7 protein-coding genes are annotated in these 22,961 nt (G+C 65.6%); 5 read left to right on the plus strand and 2 right to left on the minus strand.

The features are described 5' to 3' along the window. The first annotated feature begins 46 nt into the window (after positions 1-46). A complete protein-coding gene (locus OG874_RS21940; protein WP_330256987.1) occupies positions 47-493 on the plus strand; it encodes a hypothetical protein in 447 nt (148 codons plus the stop codon). Positions 494-828: 335 nt separating this feature from the next. On the opposite strand, the gene OG874_RS21945 is transcribed toward OG874_RS21940, so the two are convergent. Further along, positions 829-1,023 carry a winged helix-turn-helix transcriptional regulator gene (locus tag OG874_RS21945; RefSeq protein ID WP_330257369.1) on the minus strand — a complete coding sequence of 65 codons (195 nt, stop codon included), beginning with the start codon at positions 1,021-1,023 and terminating at the stop codon, positions 829-831. Continuing rightward, the gene (locus tag OG874_RS21950; RefSeq protein ID WP_330256988.1) at positions 1,013-2,296 is read right to left on the minus strand and encodes a cytochrome P450; all 1,284 of its coding nucleotides are present in this window, start codon (positions 2,294-2,296) and stop codon (positions 1,013-1,015) included. The genes OG874_RS21945 and OG874_RS21950 overlap by 11 nt, the downstream gene beginning before the upstream one ends. 114 nt (positions 2,297-2,410) lie before the next feature. On the opposite strand from OG874_RS21950, the gene OG874_RS21955 reads away from it, so the two are divergent. The 4 genes from OG874_RS21955 (at position 2,411) to OG874_RS21970 (ending at position 22,833) form a co-directional block, all read left to right on the plus strand. Continuing rightward, the gene (locus OG874_RS21955; protein WP_330256989.1) at positions 2,411-2,602 is read left to right on the plus strand and encodes a hypothetical protein; all 192 of its coding nucleotides are present in this window, start codon (positions 2,411-2,413) and stop codon (positions 2,600-2,602) included. Positions 2,603-2,634: 32 nt separating this feature from the next. Next, positions 2,635-4,278 (plus strand): GMC oxidoreductase, encoded by a 1,644-nt coding sequence (locus OG874_RS21960; RefSeq protein WP_442943417.1) that lies wholly within the window; start codon positions 2,635-2,637, stop codon positions 4,276-4,278. Between the two features lie 712 nt (positions 4,279-4,990). Continuing rightward, positions 4,991-22,180 carry an amino acid adenylation domain-containing protein gene (locus tag OG874_RS21965; protein ID WP_330256991.1) on the plus strand — a complete coding sequence of 5,730 codons (17,190 nt, stop codon included), beginning with the start codon at positions 4,991-4,993 and terminating at the stop codon, positions 22,178-22,180. Then, positions 22,177-22,833: a DUF6875 domain-containing protein gene (locus OG874_RS21970; protein WP_330256992.1), complete on the plus strand. Its 657-nt coding sequence runs from the start codon at positions 22,177-22,179 to the stop codon at positions 22,831-22,833. The genes OG874_RS21965 and OG874_RS21970 overlap by 4 nt, the downstream gene beginning before the upstream one ends. Positions 22,834-22,961 lie beyond the last annotated feature (128 nt).

A 22,961-nucleotide genomic window follows, 5' to 3' on the forward strand; every position in this document is an offset into this window, starting at 1 on the left:
CGTCCCGCAACGTCGATATCAGTAGTCCATCGAAGAGGAGAGCGCGATGAACCAGTCCACCAACGAATCGGCACGCAAACGCCTGGAGGTCTTGGCCGGGGAATGGACGATGCAGGCCGGACCTCCCGGCGGGCCGCCGTGGCCGGGTGCGGGCCGGGTCACCTTCGAATGGCTCAGGGGCACACCGCTATTGGTCCAGCGCTGGCATATCGACCTGCCCGACGCTCCCGATGGTGTCGCAGTCATCGGTTGCGATGGGATGAGCGACACCTACTACCAGCTCTACACCGACGACCGCGACGTTCAGCGAATCTACGAGATGACCCTGACCGACGGCATCTGGACGCTGCAGCGCGACGGCGAACCCTTCGCACAGCGATTCACCGGCAGGTTTTCCGACGACGGGAAGACGATCCGGGGTCGCTGGGAGCTGGCCGAGGACCAAAGGACCTGGAAGACGGACTTCGACCTGACCTACACGAAGCTCGCGTAGAACGTCGCACTGCGCGATCGCATCGGATGATCTCTCGTCACGGGGACGAACCGACTCGCCGGAGCAGATTCAGCAGCGTTACCCGAATCGAGGACTCCCCATGACTGCCGACGCCCGCCACGAACCACTCCTGACCTTTGCCGAATCCGGCAGCGGCCCAACCATTCTCGTCCTACACGGCGGGGGCGGCCCGGCCACCGTGGCGGGCATTGCCGAACACCTATCCCGTTGCACACACGTCCTGACTCCGACCCACCCGGGCTGGAACGGGACGCCGCGCCCGGACCGATTCGACAGCATCACCGACCTCGCGAACACCTACCTCCGCACACCTGTCAGGCGTCGAAACGGCTGCGCGCGGCTTCGATGTGGCCCAGGTATCGCTGAGTCCAGCCGCACATGCGATCCACGGTCTCGCGGAGTCCTCGGCCCGGCTCGGTAAGGGTGTACTCGACGCGCGGCGGCACGGTGGGGTGCCATCCGCGGCCCGTGTCGAGCAGGCCAGGTGGGAGAACACAGCTAGTCGGCAGATAGTTTGGCGGGCATGGAGCGGTAGCTGTTCAGGTTCACCAGGCCACGCGGGATCGGCAGGCCGTCCAGGCACAGATCCGGGTACCGCTCGAAGAGGGCTCGCAGCGCGACGGTGCCTTCCAGTCGGGCAAGGCTGGCTCCCAGGCAGCTGTGCACCCCACCGCTGAACGAGAGATGTTCTGCGGCATTGGCCCTGGTCACATCGAATCGTTCGGGATCGGGGAAGACGGTGGGGTCCTTGTTGGCGCCCGCCAGCAACAGCAGGACCAGGGAACCGGATTTGACGTGCTGATCGGCGATGTCGATGTCACAGCTCGCGATGCGGCCCGTTATCCGTATGGGACCGTCGTAGCGCAGGATTTCCTCGACCGCGCCCGGCCACAGCTCCGGCTGCGCCATCAGCATTTCCAGCTGGTCCGGATGGCTTGTCAGCAGGGCGATTCCGTTGCCGAGCATATTCACCGTCGTCAAGAATCCGGCGTCCAGCAGCAGGGCCGCGTTGGCCACCTGCTCGCGGCGGGTGAGCTCGCCACCCGTCACCAGCAGGCTGAGCACGTCGTCGCCCGGTTCGGCGGTGAGCCCGGCGATGTGCTGGTCGAAGTACCGCTGGCCCTCGGCCAGGTCTTCGATGGCGCGGCGGAATGTGGCCCAGGTCAGGCCTCGGTCGAGCAACGGTGCACCGGTGTCTCCCCACTTCAGCAGCGTCGCATGCATATCGGCGGGCAACCCGAGAATCTCGGCGATGATCGCGATGGGCAACTGCTCGCAGAAGTCGTCGATCAGATCCGGTCGCGGCCTCGATTTCAGGCTTTCGAGCAGGTCATCGGTTACTGCGACAACCCGTTCCCCCAGTTTGGCTATCGCCCTCGGGGTGAATGCTTGGCCGACCAGGCGTCGGTACTGGGCGTGTTCCGGCGGATCGGTCACCAGCATCGAGGGTGGTTCCGCGAGGTTGGGAAGTTCCAGATCCGTCTTGGTCAGCACCCAGCGCATCGGCTTCGGCAGGGCCCGATTGTTAGGCGTGACCACGCCGAAGCGACGATCCCGCAGGATGAGCCGGCACAGTTCGTGGTCCGCGGTCACGCGCACCCTCGATACCGTGGGCATTCGACCCTGCCGCCGGATCTCCTCGATGGAGCGCGGCGAGCCGATCCCGCGATCCGGGCCGGCCAGGATCTGCGCGAGGGGTTCGCCCCGACGCGCCGACCACAGGAGATAGGACCGTGTCAGCCGATGCAGGACCAGCCACCGAATCCACGCGCGTGCCAACATTGTCACCTCCACGCCGGACTCTCCCCATGGTAGAGCGCCCACGCCGGCGCGGACGGCTAATCCGCGGCTAGCCTCTGTCGGCGATGTGGGTGATGGGGCCGGAAGGCGCCGCACATGGTTGCCACGCTGGTCAAACGCACCGATCCCGGCCCGCGGTCCGGCCATCTGGGTACGCTGGTCGAGCGGACCTTTGCCAGGATCAGCAAGCCCCGGACGATGTATGGCGATGATCATCGCCATGTCCCGATGACCCGCCCGCGCGTAACCGAATTTTCCGAACGCTCACCAAAAGGTGTGGGGATGTGATGGAGCGAGGTTCAGATCAGGTGCGGGACCCGATGGACCGGCGCAGTTTCGTCAGGGGCGTCGGCCTTGCCGCTGCGATGCTGGGTCTTGCAGGTGGAAGCACGCTGGCGACGGCCATGTCACCGGTGTGGGCCGACGACTACACCCTGAGCCCGAATGCGCCGATGTACCGCGCACTGGTGCCCGAAATCTTCGCGCCGCTGCCGGATCCGGACGACCATATGCCTGCGATCGTCATCGGGTCCGGATTCGGGGCGTCGATCACCGCGCTGCGCCTGGCGCAGTCCGGGACCGAGGTGGCGGTGCTCGAGCGCGGGTCGCGCTGGCCGAATGATCCGTGGCGCGACATCTTCACCGTCGACACGATTCCGGACGGCCGCGGCTTCTGGCATCGCACCAGCTTTACCGGCGTGACCAGGATCCCGGTATCTTTCGATCCGTTCGGCGGAGTCCTCGACGTTTCCAGCTACCCGGGCATCGATGTGTGGCGCGGTGCGTGTGTGGGCGGTGGCTCGGTGGTGTTCACCGGGGTGATGATCGAGCCGGAGCAGCGGTTCTTCGACCATGTGTTCGGCGGTGTGGTCGACTACCGCGAGATGCATGAGGTCTACTACCCCAAGGTCCGAAAGACGTTGCGGCTGAGCCCGATGCCGGACGACATCTATCACTCCGGCGCGTTCGCGCACGCGCGGGCCTGGGACGATCAGGTCCGCGCGGCCGACTATGCGCCGCAGCGCATCGACGGCAGTTGGAATTGGAACGTCATCCGCGACGAGCTGGCCGGACAATCGAGGCCGTCGGCGACGGTCGGCTGTTCGAACCTCGGCAATTCCAACGGCGCGAAGTTCGATCTGAATCAGAACTACCTGCGCTATGCCGAGGACACCGGCCGCGCCCGGATCTACCCCGGCCACCGCGTGGACGCCATCGCCAAGGAACCGGGGGCATCGGGTCGCTATACCGTCACCGTGACCAAACTCGCACCTACCGGCGAGGTGCTCCAGAACCGGATGCTGACCTGCGACAAGCTGTTCCTCGGTGCGGGCTCCGTCGGCACCTCGGAACTGCTGGTGCGCGCGCGGGAAACCGGCGCGCTGCCGAACCTGAACGAGCACATCGGCGAGGGCTGGGGCAGCAACGGCGATGTCGGCTTGGCGCGGCCGCTCAGCTCGTTCGACCTGGGCACGCAGGGCACGGCGTCCGCGAGCCGGATTCTGGACGAGGCGGGCGCACCTGTGTCGCTGGAGAACTGGTACATCCCCGGCGTGACGCCTTTCGACATCGGCACTCTCGCATCGCTGGGCATAGTGCTCGACGACACCCGCGGCCGGTTCGTCTACAACCCGACCAATGGGCGGGTGGACCTGCAGTGGCCGGACAACGGCGCTGCCGACTACCTCGCGCGAGCGCAGGAAGTCAACGACAAGGCGGCCTGCCACTGCCTGACCATCGCCCTACCGGTCATGGGTGGGGACGCCTCGTTCACCTCACATCCGTTGGGCGGCGCAGTGATCGGACGCGCAACAGACGGGTACGGTCGGGTCTTCGGTTATCGAGGCCTGTACGTGATGGACGGGGCGGCTGTGCCCGGCAGCACCGGAACAGTGAACCCGTCGTTGACGATCAGTGCGCTGGCCGAGCGCAATATCGAACAGATCATTAGTTCTGGGGAGTAGACGACCGACGCAATCAAAAGGTTTCGGCTAAATATGACGTGAATCTGCGCGCGAGCGGGCACGTGAACACGGATTCACAACGCGAATGACACCACGGGTATTCGAGTGGTGGAGCGTTGGACAGTCCAGGCCTGAAAGCGTCCGACAGTGGCCGCACACATACCGACGGGGTCGTGTCGGCCGCGGCGGCCGCATCATTATAGTCGAATGCGGACAAATAAGACACAAGATCACGCGAAGCGCACGGAACCTGCACTTGTTATGTCCAAATAAAGAGCGGAGCCAAAGGGAACTCGAAGTTCCATATCTCGGTTCCGAAAGCCGCTGGCCCACCGCCTGCTCCGCTAGATGTCACCCTGCCCCGAGAGACATCGAGGTTACTTCGGCGCACTTCGACCCAACCCTCAGTTCATCTGATTTCGCCATGAACTCGCAGTTCAGGGCAGCAATCGTCCGCACTGCCGATGGCCGCGCCATCGATCCCAACGAGCCGATGACCGACCGCAACGCAGAGGCAATCCACAATTGGGCGTCGAAGTAATTGCATTGCGGTATCGAAGTAAGTGCGTTGAGGTATCGGAGAAGCCGCAAGCGCCGTCTATCACTTTCGTAAAGCTGGACATTATTTCGCCGTGCGGATTGCGAGTCCGGGGTATACGCATACCGATCAGTCGGCTTATACTGAGCGGCGGGTCGGGTCTGGAGGCAAGTGATGACCGCGGCGCGACTGCAGTTCATGCCCGACCGAGGATCGGGTGGGGATTCCGAGCCGAATGTGTCAGTCACTCAGCCGGTACCGCTGTCCGCGGGGCAGCGGGGGCTGTGGCTGGCGCAACAATTGAGCCCGGATGTACCGATATGTGAGGCGCAGTATCTCGAGTTCCATGGAGATCTGGATCTCGGGATACTTCGTGCGGTGTCGATTCAAACGGGCCACGAATTCCAATCGGGGTATCTGCGGCTGGTAGAGGTCGACGGTGAGCCACATCAGTTGTTCGACCCGTCGCTGGATTCGACGGGGCCACTCATCGATATGCGTGGTGAACCGGACCCTATGGCGGCGGCCTTGCAGTGGATGCGCCGGGAGTACACCGCACCGTTGGATATGACCCGAGACCGGTTGGTCGCATGGGTGGTTGTGCAGGTCGGGGATCGACATTTCCTGTGGTACCTCAGGATTCACCATGTCGCATTGGACGGCTACGCCGCGATGACGATAGTGAACCGGGTCGCGGCGCTGTACACGGCAGCGGTGCGAGGACAGACAGCAGAGCCGAACCAGGCGGCGGATCTGCGCACCCTCTACGAGGCCGACCGCAGTTACCGGGAGTCCAAGCGGTTCACCAGCGACCAAGCATATTGGGTGGACAGACTCGCCGACGTCGAGGACGAGGACGAGGACGAGTCCAGCCTGGCCGCCGGATACGCACCCGCGCGCGCGGACAGTGTGGTCGCAAGAGCCGAACTGTCCGCCGAGACGGTAGCGCGGATCGATCATTCCGCGAAGGTGTTGGGGGCGACCCCCGCCGCGGTGGTGATCGCCGCATTCGGAAGTTATCTGGCCCGGATGACCGGCCGCGATGAGGTCCTGGTCAATATTCCCGTGTCGGGTCGCACAACCGCGGTGTTGCGGCGGTCCGGGGGAGTTTTCGTCAATGTTGTGCCACTTCCGATCGCGCTCGGTACGGGGGACACGGTCGTGACGCTGGTGCGGCGCATACAATCCGACCTGGTAGGAGCGTTGCGACACCAGCGGTGCGGCCTCACCGACATTCGCGCCGCCGCGGGGCGCAACGGGCAGCGGCGTTTCGCGGGCCCGGTGGTGAATGTCATGTTCTTCACCCAGGAGCTCCGGCTCGGGTCGATGACCGCGGAATTCCATATCCTCAGCTCCGGGCCGGTCGAAGATTTGCTGGTCGACCTGTATCAGACCGGAGACCCGCCGCAAACGATCCTCCACTTTCTGGCCAATCCCAACCTCTACACCGGCCCCGAACTGTCGTCGCATTACACCAGATTCGTGCAGTTCCTCGACGCGTTCGCCGCCGCCGCACCGGACACTGATCTCGGGCAGGTCCACCCCGACAGCGCCCGCCACGGCACCGCGATACGGCGCCGCCGCGAGAACCTGGCGTTCTGGCGAGCCACGCTCGCGGACCTTCCCATGGAGCTTCGTCTGCCGGCTGATCGGTCGCGGCCGGTGGTGGCGTCCAATCGGGGTGCCACCATCTACTACACGTTGGATGCCGAGTTGATGCAGGCATTGGAAAGGTTTGCGCGGCAACATAGTTCGTCAGTGTTCATGGTGATCCACAGCACGCTGGCGGTGCTGCTCGCCCGGTTGAGTGGTACGACCGATATTCCGATCGGCACACCGATCGCCGGACGCGGTGCGGCCGAACTCGACGACGTGGTCGGCAGATTCGTCAACACCTTGGTATTGCGAACCGAAATCGATCTCGATGAATCGTTCACCGACCTGCTCGGCCGGATCAGACAGATCGACCTGGATGCCTTCGGACACGCCGAGGTTCCGTTCGAACAACTGGTGGATCAACTCGCTCCGCAACGGTCCCAGTCCCGTCACCTGTTGTTCCAGGTGATGCTGGAGTTGCCTGATCTCGATGTGCCGGTGGTCGACCTGCCCAACGAGGTGCCGCGTCTCGATCTGCAGTTCGTGTTGTCCGACGACCACGACAGTGGCGGTATGGCGGTAGCGGTCACCTATGCCACGGACCTGTTCGACGCGGCGACAATCGATTCTCTGATGCATCGGTGGATTCGGATACTCGAGTCGGTGGCCACCGATCCGACGGTTCCAGTGGGGGCCATCGATGTGCTGGAGTCCGCCGAACGAGCCGATCTGCTGGCACACTCTGGTGCCCCCACAGCGGCGCTGACCACACTGGCCGACCTGCTGACCACGGCGGTTGCGCAGGATCCCGATGCCGCAGCGATCGTGTTCGATGGGCGGCAACTGAGCTACCGGGAGTTGGACGAACGTTCGAACCGATTGGCTCGGCTACTCATCCAACGAGGTGTCGGTCCGGAAGATGTTGTCGCGATCGGTATTCCGCGTTCGCTGGAATCTGTGCTCGCGGTGTGGGCGGTCGCCAAGTCGGGAGCCGCGTTCCTGCCGATCGACCCGACCCACCCCCTCGAACGCATCACCCACATGCTGACCGATTCGACAGCGGCAATCGGTTTGACGGTGGAATCGGCGCGCACGCGGTTACCCGACAATATCAATTGGTTGACAGCGGACAATCTCGACGAAGCCGATAACCGCCCCATCACCGACGGTGACCGGATACGCCCGCTGCATGTCGACGATATCGCCTACGTCATCTACACCTCCGGATCGACCGGACTACCCAAAGGCGTCGCGGTCACCCACCACGGACTCTCCAGCTGCGCCACCGAGCACCACGACGCCATGAGCATCGAATCCGATTCTCGCACTCTACATTTGGCTTCACCGAGCTTCGACGTATCAGTACTGGAATTACTGTTGGCGACCTGCGCAGGCGCGACCATGGTCATCGCACCCAGCGACGTCTACGGCGGCGACGAACTCGCCGAACTACTCGACCACGACCACGTCAGCCACGTCCTCATCACACCCTCGGCATTGTCCACCATCGACCACACCCGTTGGCCGCTACCGGATTTGAGATATCTGCTGGTCGGTGGCGAAGGCTACGGCCCCGAGTTGGTCGAACGCTGGAGTGACGGCCGTAGCGTGTTCAACGAGTACGGCCCCACCGAGACCACCATTGCCGCGACGCTGACAGCCCCCATGGTGGCAGGAGATTTGGTCACGATCGGTGGCCCGATTCGCGGTGTGTCGGAATGGGTGCTGGATCAGCGGCTACAACCCGTACCAGTCGGCGTGGCAGGTGAGTTGTATATCGGGGGCGCACTGCTGGCCCGCGGATACCATCACCGGACAGCTCTGACAGCCGAACGCTTCATAGCGTGCCCGTGGCTGCCCGGCGAACGCATGTACCGCACCGGAGACATCGTCCGATGGACACCCGACGCAACGATCCAACATCTCGGCCGAACCGACTTCCAGGTAAAGATCCGTGGCCTACGCATCGAACTCGGCGAAATCGACGCAACACTCACCACCCACCAGACCGTCGGCTTCGCCACCACCATCAGCCACCACCACGAATCCGGAACCGAATCACTGGCTTCGTACGTCGTTGCCGCACCCGGCCACTCGATCGACACCACGATCCTCACCGAACATCTCACCGACCGATTGCCGTCCTACATGGTCCCGTCCTCGATCACGGTGCTCGACCGCATCCCGCTGACGCCGGTGGGAAAACTGGACCGCAACGCACTACCGGACCCGATATTCACCGACACCAAGCCGTTCCGGGCACCCGAAACACCCCTCGAACGCACGATCGCCGAATCGTTCGCTGGTGTATTGGGTATCGACACAGTCGGTCTCGACGATTCGTTCTTCGCCCTCGGCGGTGACAGCGTGGTCGCCACCCGGGTTGCGGCGCGGCTCGGGGCCGCACTGGGTACCGAGATCCCGGTGCGGCTGTTATTCGAGGCGCCCACGGTAGCGGCGCTCGCGACCCGCATAGAGCAGCATGCCGGTACGGGGCGACAACGCCCACCATTGATCGCCGGGCCGCGCCCCGATCTCGTGCCATTGGCACCAGCCCAACAACGGATGTGGTTCTTCAACCAGTACGACACCAGCTCGGGGGCATACAACGTGCCGATCGCCATTCGGTTGCGTGGCGAGTTGAGCGTGGACGCCCTGCGATTGGCCATGGTTGACGTGCTGCGCAGGCACGAGTCTTTGCGGACGCGGTACCCGGATCACGACGGAATGCTGATCCAGCTGATCGAACCCGCCGACGAGGTAGACCCCGAGCTGGCCCTGGTATCGGTTCCGCCGAGCCAATTGGACACAACGGTCACCGAATTCGTCACCGAAGGCTTCGATGTGAGCACCCGGGCGCCGGTGCGTGCCCGATTGTTCCGCGCTGCCGGTAGCGAGGAGCCCGAATACATGTTGGCCGTCGTGGTGCACCACATCGCCGCGGATGGTTTCTCCATGACACCGCTGGCCCGCGACGTGACGACTGCGTACACCACACGGATCCGCGGAGAACTCCCCTCGTGGACACCGCTGCCAGTCCAGTACGCGGACTACGCACTGTGGCAACGAACTGCCCTCGGCTCGCCCGACGATCCGGAATCGCTTGGCGCCCAGCAGATCCGATACTGGACCGAAACTCTGGACGGAGTTGCCGAGGAACTTCGTCTGCCGACTGACCGGCCGCGGCCGGTGGTGGCGTCCAATCGGGGTGCCACCATCGACTACACGTTGGATGCCGAGTTGATGCAGGTATTGGAAGGGTTTGCGCGGCAACGTAGTTCGTCACTGTTCATGGTGATCCATGGCGCATTGGCGGTGCTGCTTGCCCGGTTGAGTGGTACGACCGATATTCCGATCGGCACACCGATCGCCGGACGCGGTGCGGCCGAACTCGACGACGTGGTCGGCATGTTCGTCAACACGCTGGTGTTGCGAACCGAAATCGATCTCGATGAATCGTTCACCGACCTGCTCGGCCGGATCAGGCAGATCGACCTGGATGCCTTCGGACACGCCGAGGTTCCGTTCGAGCAACTGGTGGATCAACTCGCTCCGCAACGGTCCCAGTCCAGGCACCCGCTGTTCCAGGTGATGTTGGCATTCCAGAATCTGGAACAGGTGAAGCTCGAACTGCCCGGCCTCGATGTCTCGGTGGTCGACCTGCCCAACGAGGTGTCCCGCTTCGATCTGCAGATCGTTTTGTCGGACAACCATGACAGCGGCGAGATGGCAGTGGCGGTCACCTATGCCACAGATCTGTTCGACGCGGTGACGATCGATTCGCTGATGCATCGGTGGATCCGGATACTCGAGTCGGTGGCCGCCGATCCCCCGGTTGCGGTGGGTGCCATCGAGATACTGGAGTCCGCTGAACGAGCCGATCTGCTGGCGCGTTCTGGTGGACCCGAGACAGCGCCGGCCACGTTGGCTGATCTGCTGATCACGGCTGCCGCACGGGATCCCGACGCCACCGCGATCGTGTTCGATGGGCGGCAACTGAGCTACCGGGAGTTGGACGAGCGCTCGAACCGATTGGCTCGGCTACTCATCCAACGCGGTATCGGTCCGGAAGATGTTGTCGCGATCGGTATTCCGCGTTCGCTGGAATCTGTGCTCGCGGTGTGGGCGGTCGCCAAGTCGGGAGCCGCGTTCCTGCCGATCGACCCGACCTATCCCCTCGAACGCATCACCCACATGATGGTCGATTCGACAGCGGTTATCGGTTTGACGGTGGAATCGGCGCGCGCGCGGTTACCCGACGATATCGATTGGTTGACAGCCGACAATCTCGACGATGCCTCGAGTGCCCCGCCGATCTCCGACAGTGACCGAGTGCGCCCGCTGCATGTCGACGATATCGCCTACGTCATCTACACCTCCGGATCGACCGGACTACCCAAAGGCGTCGCGGTCACCCACCACGGACTCTCCAGCTGCGCCACCGAGCACCACGACGCCATGAGCATCGAATCCGATTCTCGCACTCTACATTTGGCTTCACCGAGCTTCGACGTATCAGTACTGGAATTACTGTTGGCGACCTGCGCAGGCGCGACCATGGTCATCGCACCCAGCGACGTCTACGGCGGCGACGAACTCGCCGAACTACTCGACCACGACCACGTCAGCCACGTCCTCATCACACCCTCGGCATTGTCCACCATCGACCACACCCGTTGGCCGCTACCAGATTGGGGACACCTGGCAGTCGGTGGCGAGGAGTACGGCACCGAGGTGGTCGAGCGCTGGAGCAGCGGCCGCGACCTGCTGAACGATTATGGTCCGACCGAGGCCACGACCACGACAAACCAGAGCGCTCCGTTGGTGGCGGGTGAGCTGATCACGATCGGTGGCCCGATTCGCGGTGTCTCGGAATGGGTGCTGGATCAGCGGCTACAACCCGTACCAGTCGGCGTGGCAGGTGAGTTGTATATCGGGGGCGCACTGCTGGCCCGCGGATACCATCACCGGACAGCTCTGACAGCCGAACGCTTCATAGCGTGCCCGTGGCTGCCCGGCGAACGCATGTACCGCACCGGAGACATCGTCCGATGGACACCCGACGCAACGATCCAACATCTCGGCCGAACCGACTTCCAGGTAAAGATCCGTGGCCTACGCATCGAACTCGGCGAAATCGACGCAACACTCACCACCCACCAGACCGTCGGCTTCGCCACCACCATCAGCCACCACCACGAATCCGGGACCGAATCACTGGCTTCGTACGTCGTTGCCGCACCCGGCCACTCGATCGACACCACGATCCTCACCGAACATCTCACCGACCGATTGCCGTCCTACATGGTCCCGTCCTCGATCACGGTGCTCGACCGCATCCCGCTGACGCCGGTGGGAAAACTGGACCGCAACGCACTACCGGACCCGATATTCACCGACACCAAGCCGTTCCGGGCACCCGAAACACCCCTCGAACGCACGATCGCCGAATCGTTCGCTGGTGTATTGGGTATCGACACAGTCGGTCTCGATGATTCGTTCTTCGCCTTGGGCGGTGACAGCATCAGGTCGATCCAGCTGGTCACTCGGGCCAGGGCGGCGGGTGTGGTGTTCTCCGCGCGCGAGGTGTTCGAACGCAAAACGGTCGCCGGGCTGGCCAAGATCGCCGTCCGCGACGGCAGCGCAGCGACCGGTCTTCCGCAGGAACTGCCCGGCGGCGGTGTCGGACAGATACCGGTGACGCCGATCCTGCGATCGCTGATCGAACGCGCGGAGTCGGGGTTCGACCGGTTCTCGCAGGCGGTGGTGCTGGGTCTGCCAGTGGGGATCGACCAGCAGGGGCTGGCGGGCACGGTGCAGGCGGTACTCGATCGGCACGACATGCTGCGCGCGCGGCTGCGCCCGGGCGCCGATGGGAGCTGGACGTGGGAGGTGCTGCCGGTCGGGATGGTTCGGGCCGACGACGTAATCAATCGGGTGGCGATGGCGGGGAAGCCGGGAAGCACCGAGTTCCGTGCGTCGGCGGCGGCAGAGTTGGATGCCGCCGCGGATCGGCTCGATCCGGGCGCCGGGATCGTGATGCAGGTGGTCTGGTTCGATCCGGTCGACGCGGCGGAGCCGGGCAGAGTGCTGGTGCTGGTGCATCATTCGGCGATCGACAGGGTTTCCTGGCGGGTGCTGGTGGCGGACCTCGCGGTCGCGTGGGCGCGGATCGAGTCCGGCGAACCACCCGATCTGGCCCCGGTCGGGACATCGATGCGCAGGTGGGCGCACGGGCTCGTCGAGGCAGCCCAACGCCCGGAGCGGGCCGCCGAACTCGAAGTGTGGCAAGCGATGGCCGTCGGGGACGATCCGGTGATCGGAGCCCGGCCCCTCGACCTCGCGATCGATGTGGCTGCCACCACCCGCACGGTCGAGGTCGAAGTCTCCCCCGAGGTCACCGAGGCGCTGTTGACCGACGTGCCCGCGGCATTCCACGGCAGTGTGGGCGACGGGCTGCTGGCCGCGCTGGCGGTAGCGGTGACGAAGTGGCGGCGCGAGCGCGCGACGGAGGCATCCGGTGGCCCACTCGCGGACGTGGTGATCGGTCTCGAAGGGCACGGCCGTGCGGAAGGCGCCGTCCCAGGCTCGGATCTGACCAGGACGGTCGGCTGGTTCACCACGAGTTTTCCGATGCGCCTGGATCTGTCGGGCATCGATCTCGACGACGCATGCGCTGGTGGGCCGGCTTTGGCGGCAGCGGTCAAGTCCGTCAAGGAACAGCTCCTCGCGGTCCCGGACCACGGAATCGGCTACGGCTTGTTGCGATATCTCAACGAGGACACCGGACCGATACTCGGGACTCTGCCGACGCCGCAGATCGGGTTCAACTACGACTCCACGGCGATTCCCGAAGGAATACCGGCGGCCGGATGGATGCCGGTGGACGACGACCTCGCGGGTGCCGAGTTCGCCGGTGCGCAGAATCCGGATATGCCGGTGTCAGCGGCGCTCGATATCAATGCCTTCACCCTCGACGATGCGGGCCGGCCGCGGTTGCGGGCGATCTGGTCGTATCCCGCCGGGGTGCTCACCGTCGACGAGGTGCGCGCGGTGGCGGAGTCGTGGTGCCGGGTATTGACGGCGTTGGCGACAGCCATCCACGGTGCCGGGGCCGGGGGACGGACGCCGTCGGATCTGGATCTGATCAGGATCGGGCAGTCCGAGATCGAGCGACTCGAAGACAGCTATCCGGCGTTGAGCGACGTCTGGCCATTGACACCATTGCAGGAGGGGTTGCTGTTCCATGCGCTGGTGTCCGAGGAGTCGACCGACGCCTACTTGGTGCAGTTGGTTCTCGAGTTGCGTGGGCGGGTCGATCCGGAGCGGCTGCGCCGAGCCGGGCAGCTGCTGCTCGACCGGCATGCGAATCTGCGCACCGCATTCGTCACCGACACCGCTGCCGGACCGGTGCAGGTGGTCAATGAAGACGTCGAGGCTCCATGGTCGGAGCTCGACCTATCCGGGCTGGATGACGATGCACGCGATCGCGAGTGGGATCGACTGATGGCCGCGGACCGGGCGATCCGATTCGACCCGGCGCGCGCCCCGCTGCTGCGCTGGATGCTGGTCACCACGGCGCCGGAACACTACCGGCTGGTGCTGACCAATCATCATCTGCTGCTCGACGGCTGGTCGACGCCGCTGCTCCTGAAGGAGTTTCTGATCCTCTATGCCACCGACGGCGACCCCGCGATACTGCCTGATATACGTCCCTACCGGGACTTCCTGGCGTGGATCGCCGGGCGGGACCCGGCTGCGTCGTTCGACGCCTGGGCCCGCGCGTTCGACGGCGCCGACGGGCCGACCCTGGTGGCTCCGGCCGACCCCGGCCGCCCATACACCGAATCACGCGAGGTGCTCGGCGAACTGACCGAGGAACAGACCGCGTCGTTGACCGACCTCGCGCGGTCCCGTGGAGTCACCCTCAACACCGTGCTCCAGATGGCATGGGCGATCGTGTTGGGCGCGTTCACGTCCCGGGAGGATGTGACGTTCGGCGCCACGGTGTCCGGACGGCCCCCGCAGATCGCGGGCATCGAATCGATGATCGGGCTGTTCATCAACACACTGCCGGTGCGCGTCCGTCTCGACCCCGCCGAGAGCTTGGGGCAGCTGCTCGACCGGATCCAGGCGGACCAGGCCACGCTGCTCGATCACCATTACGTGGGCCTAACCGACATCGAGCGGGTGGCCGGGCCTGCGACGGTATTCGACACGATCACGGTGTTCGAATCCTTTCCGATCGATCGTGGTGGGCTTACGGCGGACACCGATATCGCCGGCATGCGGCTGCTCGACGTGACCGGCACCGACGGCGCGCACTATCCGCTGGGAGTGATTGCGCGTGTCGATACGCGACTGCATCTCGAAATCAAGTACCTGCCCGAACTCTTCGACCAGGACACGATGGATGCGACCCTGCAGCGGGTCCTGCGCGTGATCGGCAGCGTTGCCGCCGACCCGGATCTGCCGCTGGCCCGGCTGGATCTGCTCTCTCCGGCCGAACACCGGGAGTTGACGCCGGTGTCGGGTGATCCGGCTGTGCCGGAGCAGGTGTTGTCGGAGTTGTTGGTGGCGGCGGCGGAGCGGGATCCAGGGGCAGTCGCCGTGGTGTGCGGGGATCGCTGGTGGACGTATGGCGAGCTGGATGCGGAGTCGAATCGGTTGGCACGATTGTTGATCGGTCGGGGTGCTGGGCCGGAGGCGAGTGTTGCGGTGGGATTGCCACGGTCGGTCGAAGCGGTGCTGGCGGTGTGGGCGGTGGCCAAGTCGGGGGCAGCGTTCGTGCCGGTGGATCCGCAGTACCCGGCCAGCCGGCTCGAGCACATGCTCACCGATTCGGGCGTGGTGGTAGGAATCACCCTGTCGGAGTGGCGTGATCGGCTGCCCGGGCCGGTGCGGTGGTTGGCTCTCGACGAGTCGGCGGTCGAAGCGGAGGCTGCGGGGCTGCCGACGGTGCCGGTGACCGATGCGGAGCGAACGTCGCCGGTGCGGGTCGACAATGCGGCGTACGTGATCTACACGTCCGGCTCGACAGGTGTGCCCAAGGGTGTGGTGGTGTCGCATCGAGGGTTGGCGAATCTGGTGGCCGACCAATGTTCGCGGTTCGACATCGGGCCGAGCTCGCGGGTGCTGCAATTCGCGTCTCCGAGTTTCGATGCGGCAGTCCTGGAACACCTATGGGCGTTCGCGACGGGTGGGCGACTCGTGATTGCGCCCCCGACCGTCTACGGCGGGGGCGAGCTGGCGCAGATCCTGTTGCGTAAGAAGGTGACCCATGCCGCGCTGACGCCCGCTGCCTTGGGGACGGTCGATCCGGACGGGCTCGAGGACCTCGGGACCGTCGTGGTCGGTGGTGAGGCGCCCTCACCCAAACTGGTGTCGCGGTGGGCACCGGGCCGGAGACTCTTCAACACCTATGGTCCGGCCGAGGCCACGATCCAGACCGATGCCGGTGCGCCGATGGTGGCAGGTGCGGCGGTGACGATCGGCGGACCGATCCGCGGGGTCGGGCAGGTCGTGCTCGACGCGTGGTTGCGGCCGGTGCCGGTCGGGGTCATCGGTGAGTTGTATCTGGCGGGCCCGGGCCTGGCTCGCGGTTACCGCAACAGGATGGGTCTGACGGCGTCGCGATTCGTCGCCGATCCGTTCGCAGGCCCCGGGCAGCGCATGTATCGGACCGGCGACCTGGTGCGGTGGCTGCGGCTACCGGACGGGAGTCTGGCGCTCGATTATCTGGGCCGGTCGGATTTCCAGGTCAAGATTCGTGGATTCCGCGTCGAGCTCGGCGAGGTCGAATCGGCTCTAGTGGCCTGCCCGGGTGTGGCCGGTGCGGTGGTGACGGTGCATCGGGACCCCGCCATCGGCGACCGGTTGATCGGGTACGTAGCGCCCGAGCCCGGCGCCGACCTCGATGCGGCCGCGATCCGCGCGTTCGCCGGGGAGCGGTTGGCCTCGCACATGGTGCCCGCGACCGTGGTGGTGCTCGACGCGCTGCCGGTGACGGAAAACGGCAAGCTCGACCGCGCCGCGCTGCCCGAGCCGGACTTCACCACGGGCCGAGCCGAATTCCGGGCACCGGCCACCGAGGTGGAGACAACGCTGGCCGAACTGTTCGCCGAGGTATTGGGTATCGACACGGTCGGACTCGACGATTCGTTCTTCGCCGTCGGCGGCGACAGCATCATGTCGATCCAGTTGGTCACTCGGGCCAGGGCGGCGGGGGTGGTGTTCTCCGCGCGCGAGGTGTTCGAGCGTAAAACGGTTGCCGGGCTGGCCCAGATCGCCGTTCGCGACAGTACTGCGGCAACCTCTCTTCCGGCGGAGCTGCCCGGCGGAGGTGTGGGGCCGATACCGGTGACGCCGATCATGTGCTGGATGTTCGAGCGCGGCGGCTTCGACCGTTTCTGCCAGTGGGTGATGCTCACGCTGCCGACCGGCATCGACGCCACCGGAATCGGCGCCACCGTCCAAGCGGTGATCGATCACCACGACATGCTGCGGGCTCGACTACACCCGGATCCCGCGCACACGTCGGGCTGGACACTGCGGGTGCGGCCGACCGCGATGCCCGCCGCCGGACTGATCCGGCGCGTCCCGGTGGATGCGGCACCCGACAGCAATGCCTTCGCCGCGCTCGCCGACGCTGAGGCGAACGCGGCGGCCGAGCGCCTCGACCCCGCAGCCGGGGTCATGCTGCAGCTGGTCTGGTTCGACTGGGCCGGACAACCGGGACGGCTGCTCGTCGTCGCACACCATCTGGTAATCGACGGCGTGTCGTGGCGGATCCTCGTTCCCGATCTCGCTGCGGCATGGGCCCAGCTGAGTGTCGGGCAACGGCCGCGGCTCGCGCCGGTCGGCACCTCGATGCGACGCTGGGCGCACGCACTGAACACCGCAGCCGGGAGCCTCGAGGAACTCGACTGGTGGCGGTCCACGCTCGGCGCGGCAGACCCGCCGATCGGTGCCCGCCCGATCGACCCGGCGGTGGACGTGCAAGCTACCGTCGCCACTGTCGAGGTGGCGCTACCTACCGCGGTGACCCGCGCCGTACTCACCACCCTGCCCCGGACGTTCCACGGCAACGTGGACGACGCCCTCGTCGCTGGGCTCGCGCTGGCGCTGACTCGATGGCAGTGCCGCCACGGCAACACCGTCACCGAGACGCTGCTCACCCTCGAAAGCCACGGCCGCCACGACACGGTGCTCCCCGGTGCCGACCTCACCCGCACCATCGGATGGTTCACCACCACCTACCCGGTGCGGCTCGACCTGTCCGATATCGACATCGACGACGCGTTCGCCGCCGGGGCCGCCGCCGCGGCGGTCATCAAGTCGGTCAAGGAGCAACTCCGACAGGTCCCCAACCACGGGATCGGCTATGGGCTGCTGCGCTACCTCAACGCCGATACCGCCCGCGTCCTGCGTGCGCTGCCCACCCCTCGAGTGAGCTTCAACTATCTCGGTCGGTTCGACACCACTCCCGAGACATTGCGCGATGTCGGGTGGATGCCCGCCGGTGACGACACCGATGGCGGCGGCGTCCAGAACCCCGACGCACCTGTCGCAGCCCTGCTGGGCATCAATGCGGTCACCATCGACACATCGGACGGGCCTACGCTTACCGCCGCCTGGGAATATCCGACCGGCCTGCTCACCTGCGCCGAGGTCACCGACCTCGCGAGACTGTGGCGTGACGCGGTAACCGCCCTGGCCGCCCACGCGTCCCAGCCCGGTGTCGGCGGGCTGACCCCCTCCGATGTCGACCTCGTCGACCTCGACCAACACGCGATCGACCGGCTCGAGACCGGACGTTCGACACTGGACGACATATGGCCGCTCACGCCGCTACAGGCGGGGTTGCTGTTCCACGCCCAGCTCGCCGACGGCACCCTCGACGCCTACCTGGTGCAACTCTGTTTGGAACTCGGCGGGCGCGTCGATACGGAGCGGCTGCGCCGCGCCGCGCAAACTCTCATCGGACGGCACCCGAACCTGCGGACCGCGTTCGTGCGCCCTGGCGCCGGCGAAGCGGTCCAGGTGGTGCACCAGCACGTCGACGTGCCGTTCACCGAGATCGACCTGACCCAGCGCGACAACACCGAGGCTGCGCTCGAACAGCTCATGGACACCGACCGCCGCGCATGCTTCGACGTGACCGCGGCGCCGCTGCTCCGGCTCACACTGATCGGCACCGCACCCCAGCAGTACCGGCTGCTGGTGAGCATGCATCACATCCTGATAGACGGCTGGTCCACGCCACTGCTGATCCGGGAACTGCTGACCCTCTACGCCAGCGACAGCGACCCCACGGTGCTGCCCCCGGTGCGTCCCTACCGCGACTATCTGATGTGGCTGAACACCCAGGACCAGGACGCGGCGGAAGCCGCGTGGGCGCGGACACTCGAGGGCATAACCGAGCCGACTCTGCTCGCGCCCGCGGACCGCGGCCGCAGGCCCACCATTGCCGCGCGCGAGGTCCAGGTGCAGCTGAACGAACAGCGCACCGCGGCCCTGGTCACGGTGGCCCACCAGCAAGAGGCCACCCTCAACACCCTCATCGAAGCCGCCTGGGCGATCGTGCTCGCCACCTCGACCGCCCGCGAGGACGTGGTCTTCGGCACCACCGTCTCCGGGCGCCCCCCGCAGATCCCCGGCATCGAATCGATGGTCGGGCTGTTCGTCAACACCGTGCCCGTCCGGGTCCGGCTCGACCACCGCGAAACCCTGGCCCAACTACTACGGCGAATCCAGACCGAACAAGCCTCACTGCTCGACCATCACCACCTCGGGCTCGCCCAGATCCAACGGGTGGCCGGTCCCGGCGCGATGTTCGACACCGTGACCGTCCTCGAGTCCTACCCGGTCGACCGAGCGGGGCTGTCCGAAGACACCGACATCGCGGGCATGCATGTCCTCGACGTGTACGGACGCGACGCCGCGCACTATCCGCTCGGCCTGGTCGTCCACCACGACACCCGAATGCACCTGAACTTCAAATATTTGCCGGAATTGTTCACACAAGACCAGATCGACGCCATCGCCGACCGACTGCTGCGGGTGCTCGACGCCATCACCGAACACATCGACCTCCCGCTGACCCGGCTGCAGCTGCTATCGCCGGTCGAGCGAGCCACGCTGGTACCCGTTCGCGGTCGACCCGGTGCGGTGATGTCGGTGTTGCCGCAGGTGTTGACGGCCGCGATGACGCCGGACACGGAAGCGGTGGTCTGCGACGGCGTAAGGCTGTCCTACCGCGAACTCGATGAAATCTCGAACCGGTGGGCGCGGGTACTGATCGACACCGGAATAGGACCGGAATCGTTGGTAGCCATAGCGTTACCGCGCTCCATCGACGCCGTGATCGCCGTGTGGGCGGTCGCCAAATCCGGCGGTGCGTTCGTCCAGATCGACCCCACCCATCCCTACGACCGGATCGCAACCATCGTCACCGATTCCGGTGCCGCCATCGGGCTGACCCTCGGGAAGCACCGAAACCAGCTACCGGACACCACAATATGGCTCGTCCTCGACGACCCCGCTTTCGCCGCGACGACAGCGTCGGTGTCCCCCACCGCGATCACCGACCCCGACCGCACAACCACGCTACGGCCACAGCACCCGGCCTACCTGATGTACACCTCGGGCTCCACCGGAACCCCCAAAGGGGTCGTGGTCACCCACAGCGGTATAGCGAACCTGGCCGCCGACATACGGGAACGGTTCGGCCTCACCCCGACCTCTCGGATGCTGGCCGCCGCCTCGGTGAGCTTCGACGTGTCGATCCTCGAATGGCTCAGTGCCGCAGCCGCCGGCGCCACACTGGTCCTCGCCCCCGCACCAGTAGTCGCCGGCACCGAACTGGCCGAGTCGATCAAGGCCGAACACGTCACCCACGCCGCCTTCACCCCCACAGTGCTCGCATCGCTGCCCGCCGACGAACTCGACACCCTCGGCACCGTAATGCTCGGCGGCGAGATATGCCCACCAGACCTGGCAAAACAATGGACACCGGGCCGCACGGTGATCAACTGCTATGGGGCTACCGAAACCACGATCACGAGCTGCGCCGACGCTGCATCGACCACAACCACGGACAGCCCGATGACAATCGGCGGCCCGACCCGCGGATTCACCGCCGTCGTACTCGACCGCCGACTTCGCCCCGTCCCATCTGGAGTAGTCGGCGAACTGTACGTGTCCGGACCAGGCCTGGCCCGCGGCTACCACAAGCAGCCCGCAACCACGGCAGCCCGATTCGTCCCCGACCCATACGGGCCGCCCGGGACACGGATGTACCGCACCGGCGACCTGGTCGCCTGGACCACCGACCGAACACTGCAATACAAAGGCCGCAGCGACCTACAAATCAAAATCCACGGCCACCGCATCGAACGCGGCGACATCGAAACCGCGCTACGCAGCCACCCCGACATCACCTACGCCGCCGTCACAGTCCACACCCAACCCAATGGCACCGAGCAACTCACCGGCTACGTCGTACCCACCCCGCACACCACACCCGACACCATCGCACTGACCACCTACCTCGCAACCCGACTACCCACCCACATGATCCCCACCAGCATCCTCACCCTGGACCGAATCCCCCTTACCGCCACCGGCAAACTCGACTACAAAGCCCTACCCGCACCCGACCGGCGGCACTCCAGGTTCCGGGCGCCGTCCACCCCACTCGAGGCCACCGTCTGCGACGCCTTCACCCAGACCCTCGACATCGAACGAGTCGGCGTCGACGATGGCTTCTTCACACTCGGCGGCAACTCGCTGGCCGCCGCCCAACTGGTGGCGCGGCTGGCGGAGTCGACCGGTGCCGACGTGCCGATTCAGTGGGTCTTCACCGACCCCACACCGCAATCGCTGGCCCGCCGCATCGACACCCGCCTACGCGGCCTCGACGAACAGGATCTCGGTGACGCACTCTCGGTCCTGCTCCCGCTGCGTGCCGCCGGCACCGACCCGCCACTGTTCTGCGTCCACCCGGCCATCGGATTGGCCTGGGGTTTCAGCGGACTCGTGCAGCACCTCGACCCCGACCGTCCCGTCCAAGGCCTGCAATCCCCGACGCTGACCGACCCCGCCGCGTGGTTCGAGACGCTCGACCAACTCGCCGCCCGCTACGTACGGGAGATCCGGTCCGTCCAGCCGCACGGCCCTTACCACTTACTCGGCTACTCACTCGGCGGCACCATCGCCCACGCGATCGCCGTCCAGCTCCGCCGCGACGGCGACCCCGTCGCGACCCTGGCCATGATGGACACCCGCGTCGTCACCGCCGAGAGCATGCGCACGCCCACACCCACCATCGTGGACCTGCTCACCGAGTTCGGTGGCCTGGCCGTTTCCGAGCTCCCTGCCGACCTCACCATCGAGGCCGCGGCCGAGTTGCTGCACCGGCAAGGCGGACTGTTCACCGCCCTGACCCCCGAGCATCTCGTGATCCTGCACCGCGACTACGTCCGGCTCATCGACCTCACCCGAATTCACCGGCCGGCGACCTTCGACGGTGACCTGATCTACTTCAGCTCCGCCACCGACCACACAAACGGCGGCCCCTCTCCAGCTCTCGCATGGGCCGACCACATCACCGGCCGCATCACCGAACACCGCATTCCCGTCCGGCACGAACGGATGACCGACCCGGACGCACTCCGCGCCATCGGACTTGCCCTCGCCGAGCATTTCCGATCCACCGATACTCCCTCGCCGGAGACCCCCACCCACGCAAGGACGAGCCGATCGTGAGCACCGACCGAATCATCGGGACACGCACCGGCGTCGAGCCGGCCAACCTGTTCGCCCGCAACCCGGCAACTGGTGCGACCGAGCACCCCCACGCCACCGAACTCCGCCGGTGGACTCGCGCATACTTGTGCCGACCCCACCCGGCCCTCGGCCGACCCGGCCCCGTCTGCCCCTACACCAGCCGCGCCATCGAGCGCCAATACCTGTGGGTTGTGTTCATCAATGGTCGCTATATCGACATCCAGCGCATAACCGCCATTGTCGACGACCTGTACGAGTTGTTTCCCGCCCTGCCACCGCGGGACGAACCCGATTCCAAACTCAAAGCCGTCCTTGCGGTATTCCCCGACCTCACCGAATACGCCGATATCGAAACTGTTCAGCATGATCAGAAAACCCGGTTCGTCCAGAAAGGTCTGATGCTCGGCCAATTCTATCCGGGCTGCACCACCGCCGGTCTGCACAATCCGGCATTCCCGGCACTCGACGCACCCCTGCCCATGCTCGCCGTACGCCATATGGCTCCCACCGACTTCCCATTCCTGACCGCTCGCGACGAATGGATCGACGCCTACCACAGACTTTTCGGCCCCCACGTCCCGGCTTCATCACCTCCACAATTTTCGACACCGCACCGAACCTCTACTTGTTGATCTTGGCGGCACCGCTCGGCTATCGGTTTTCGGCCTAGCGGGTCCTGAGCGTCATCGGCTGAGCCGACGGGTTGTGCCGATGTTCACCGCGACGATGGCAGCGAAATCCCTGGCGGCACAGCCGGTTC

Source organism: Nocardia sp. NBC_00565, assembly GCF_036345915.1.
In the GTDB taxonomy this organism is placed as follows: Bacteria; Actinomycetota; Actinomycetes; order Mycobacteriales; family Mycobacteriaceae; genus Nocardia.

Excerpts from the sequence above, each read along its gene's own strand:
- OG874_RS21940 (WP_330256987.1), top strand. The coding sequence starts at position 47 with ATGAACCAGTCCACCAACGAATCGGCACGCAAACGCCTGGAGGTCTTG.
- OG874_RS21950 (WP_330256988.1), bottom strand. The coding sequence starts at position 2,296 with ATGTTGGCACGCGCGTGGATTCGGTGGCTGGTCCTGCATCGGCTGACA.
- OG874_RS21955 (WP_330256989.1), top strand. The coding sequence starts at position 2,411 with ATGGTTGCCACGCTGGTCAAACGCACCGATCCCGGCCCGCGGTCCGGC.
- OG874_RS21960 (WP_442943417.1), top strand. The coding sequence starts at position 2,635 with ATGGACCGGCGCAGTTTCGTCAGGGGCGTCGGCCTTGCCGCTGCGATG.
- OG874_RS21965 (WP_330256991.1), top strand. The coding sequence starts at position 4,991 with ATGACCGCGGCGCGACTGCAGTTCATGCCCGACCGAGGATCGGGTGGG.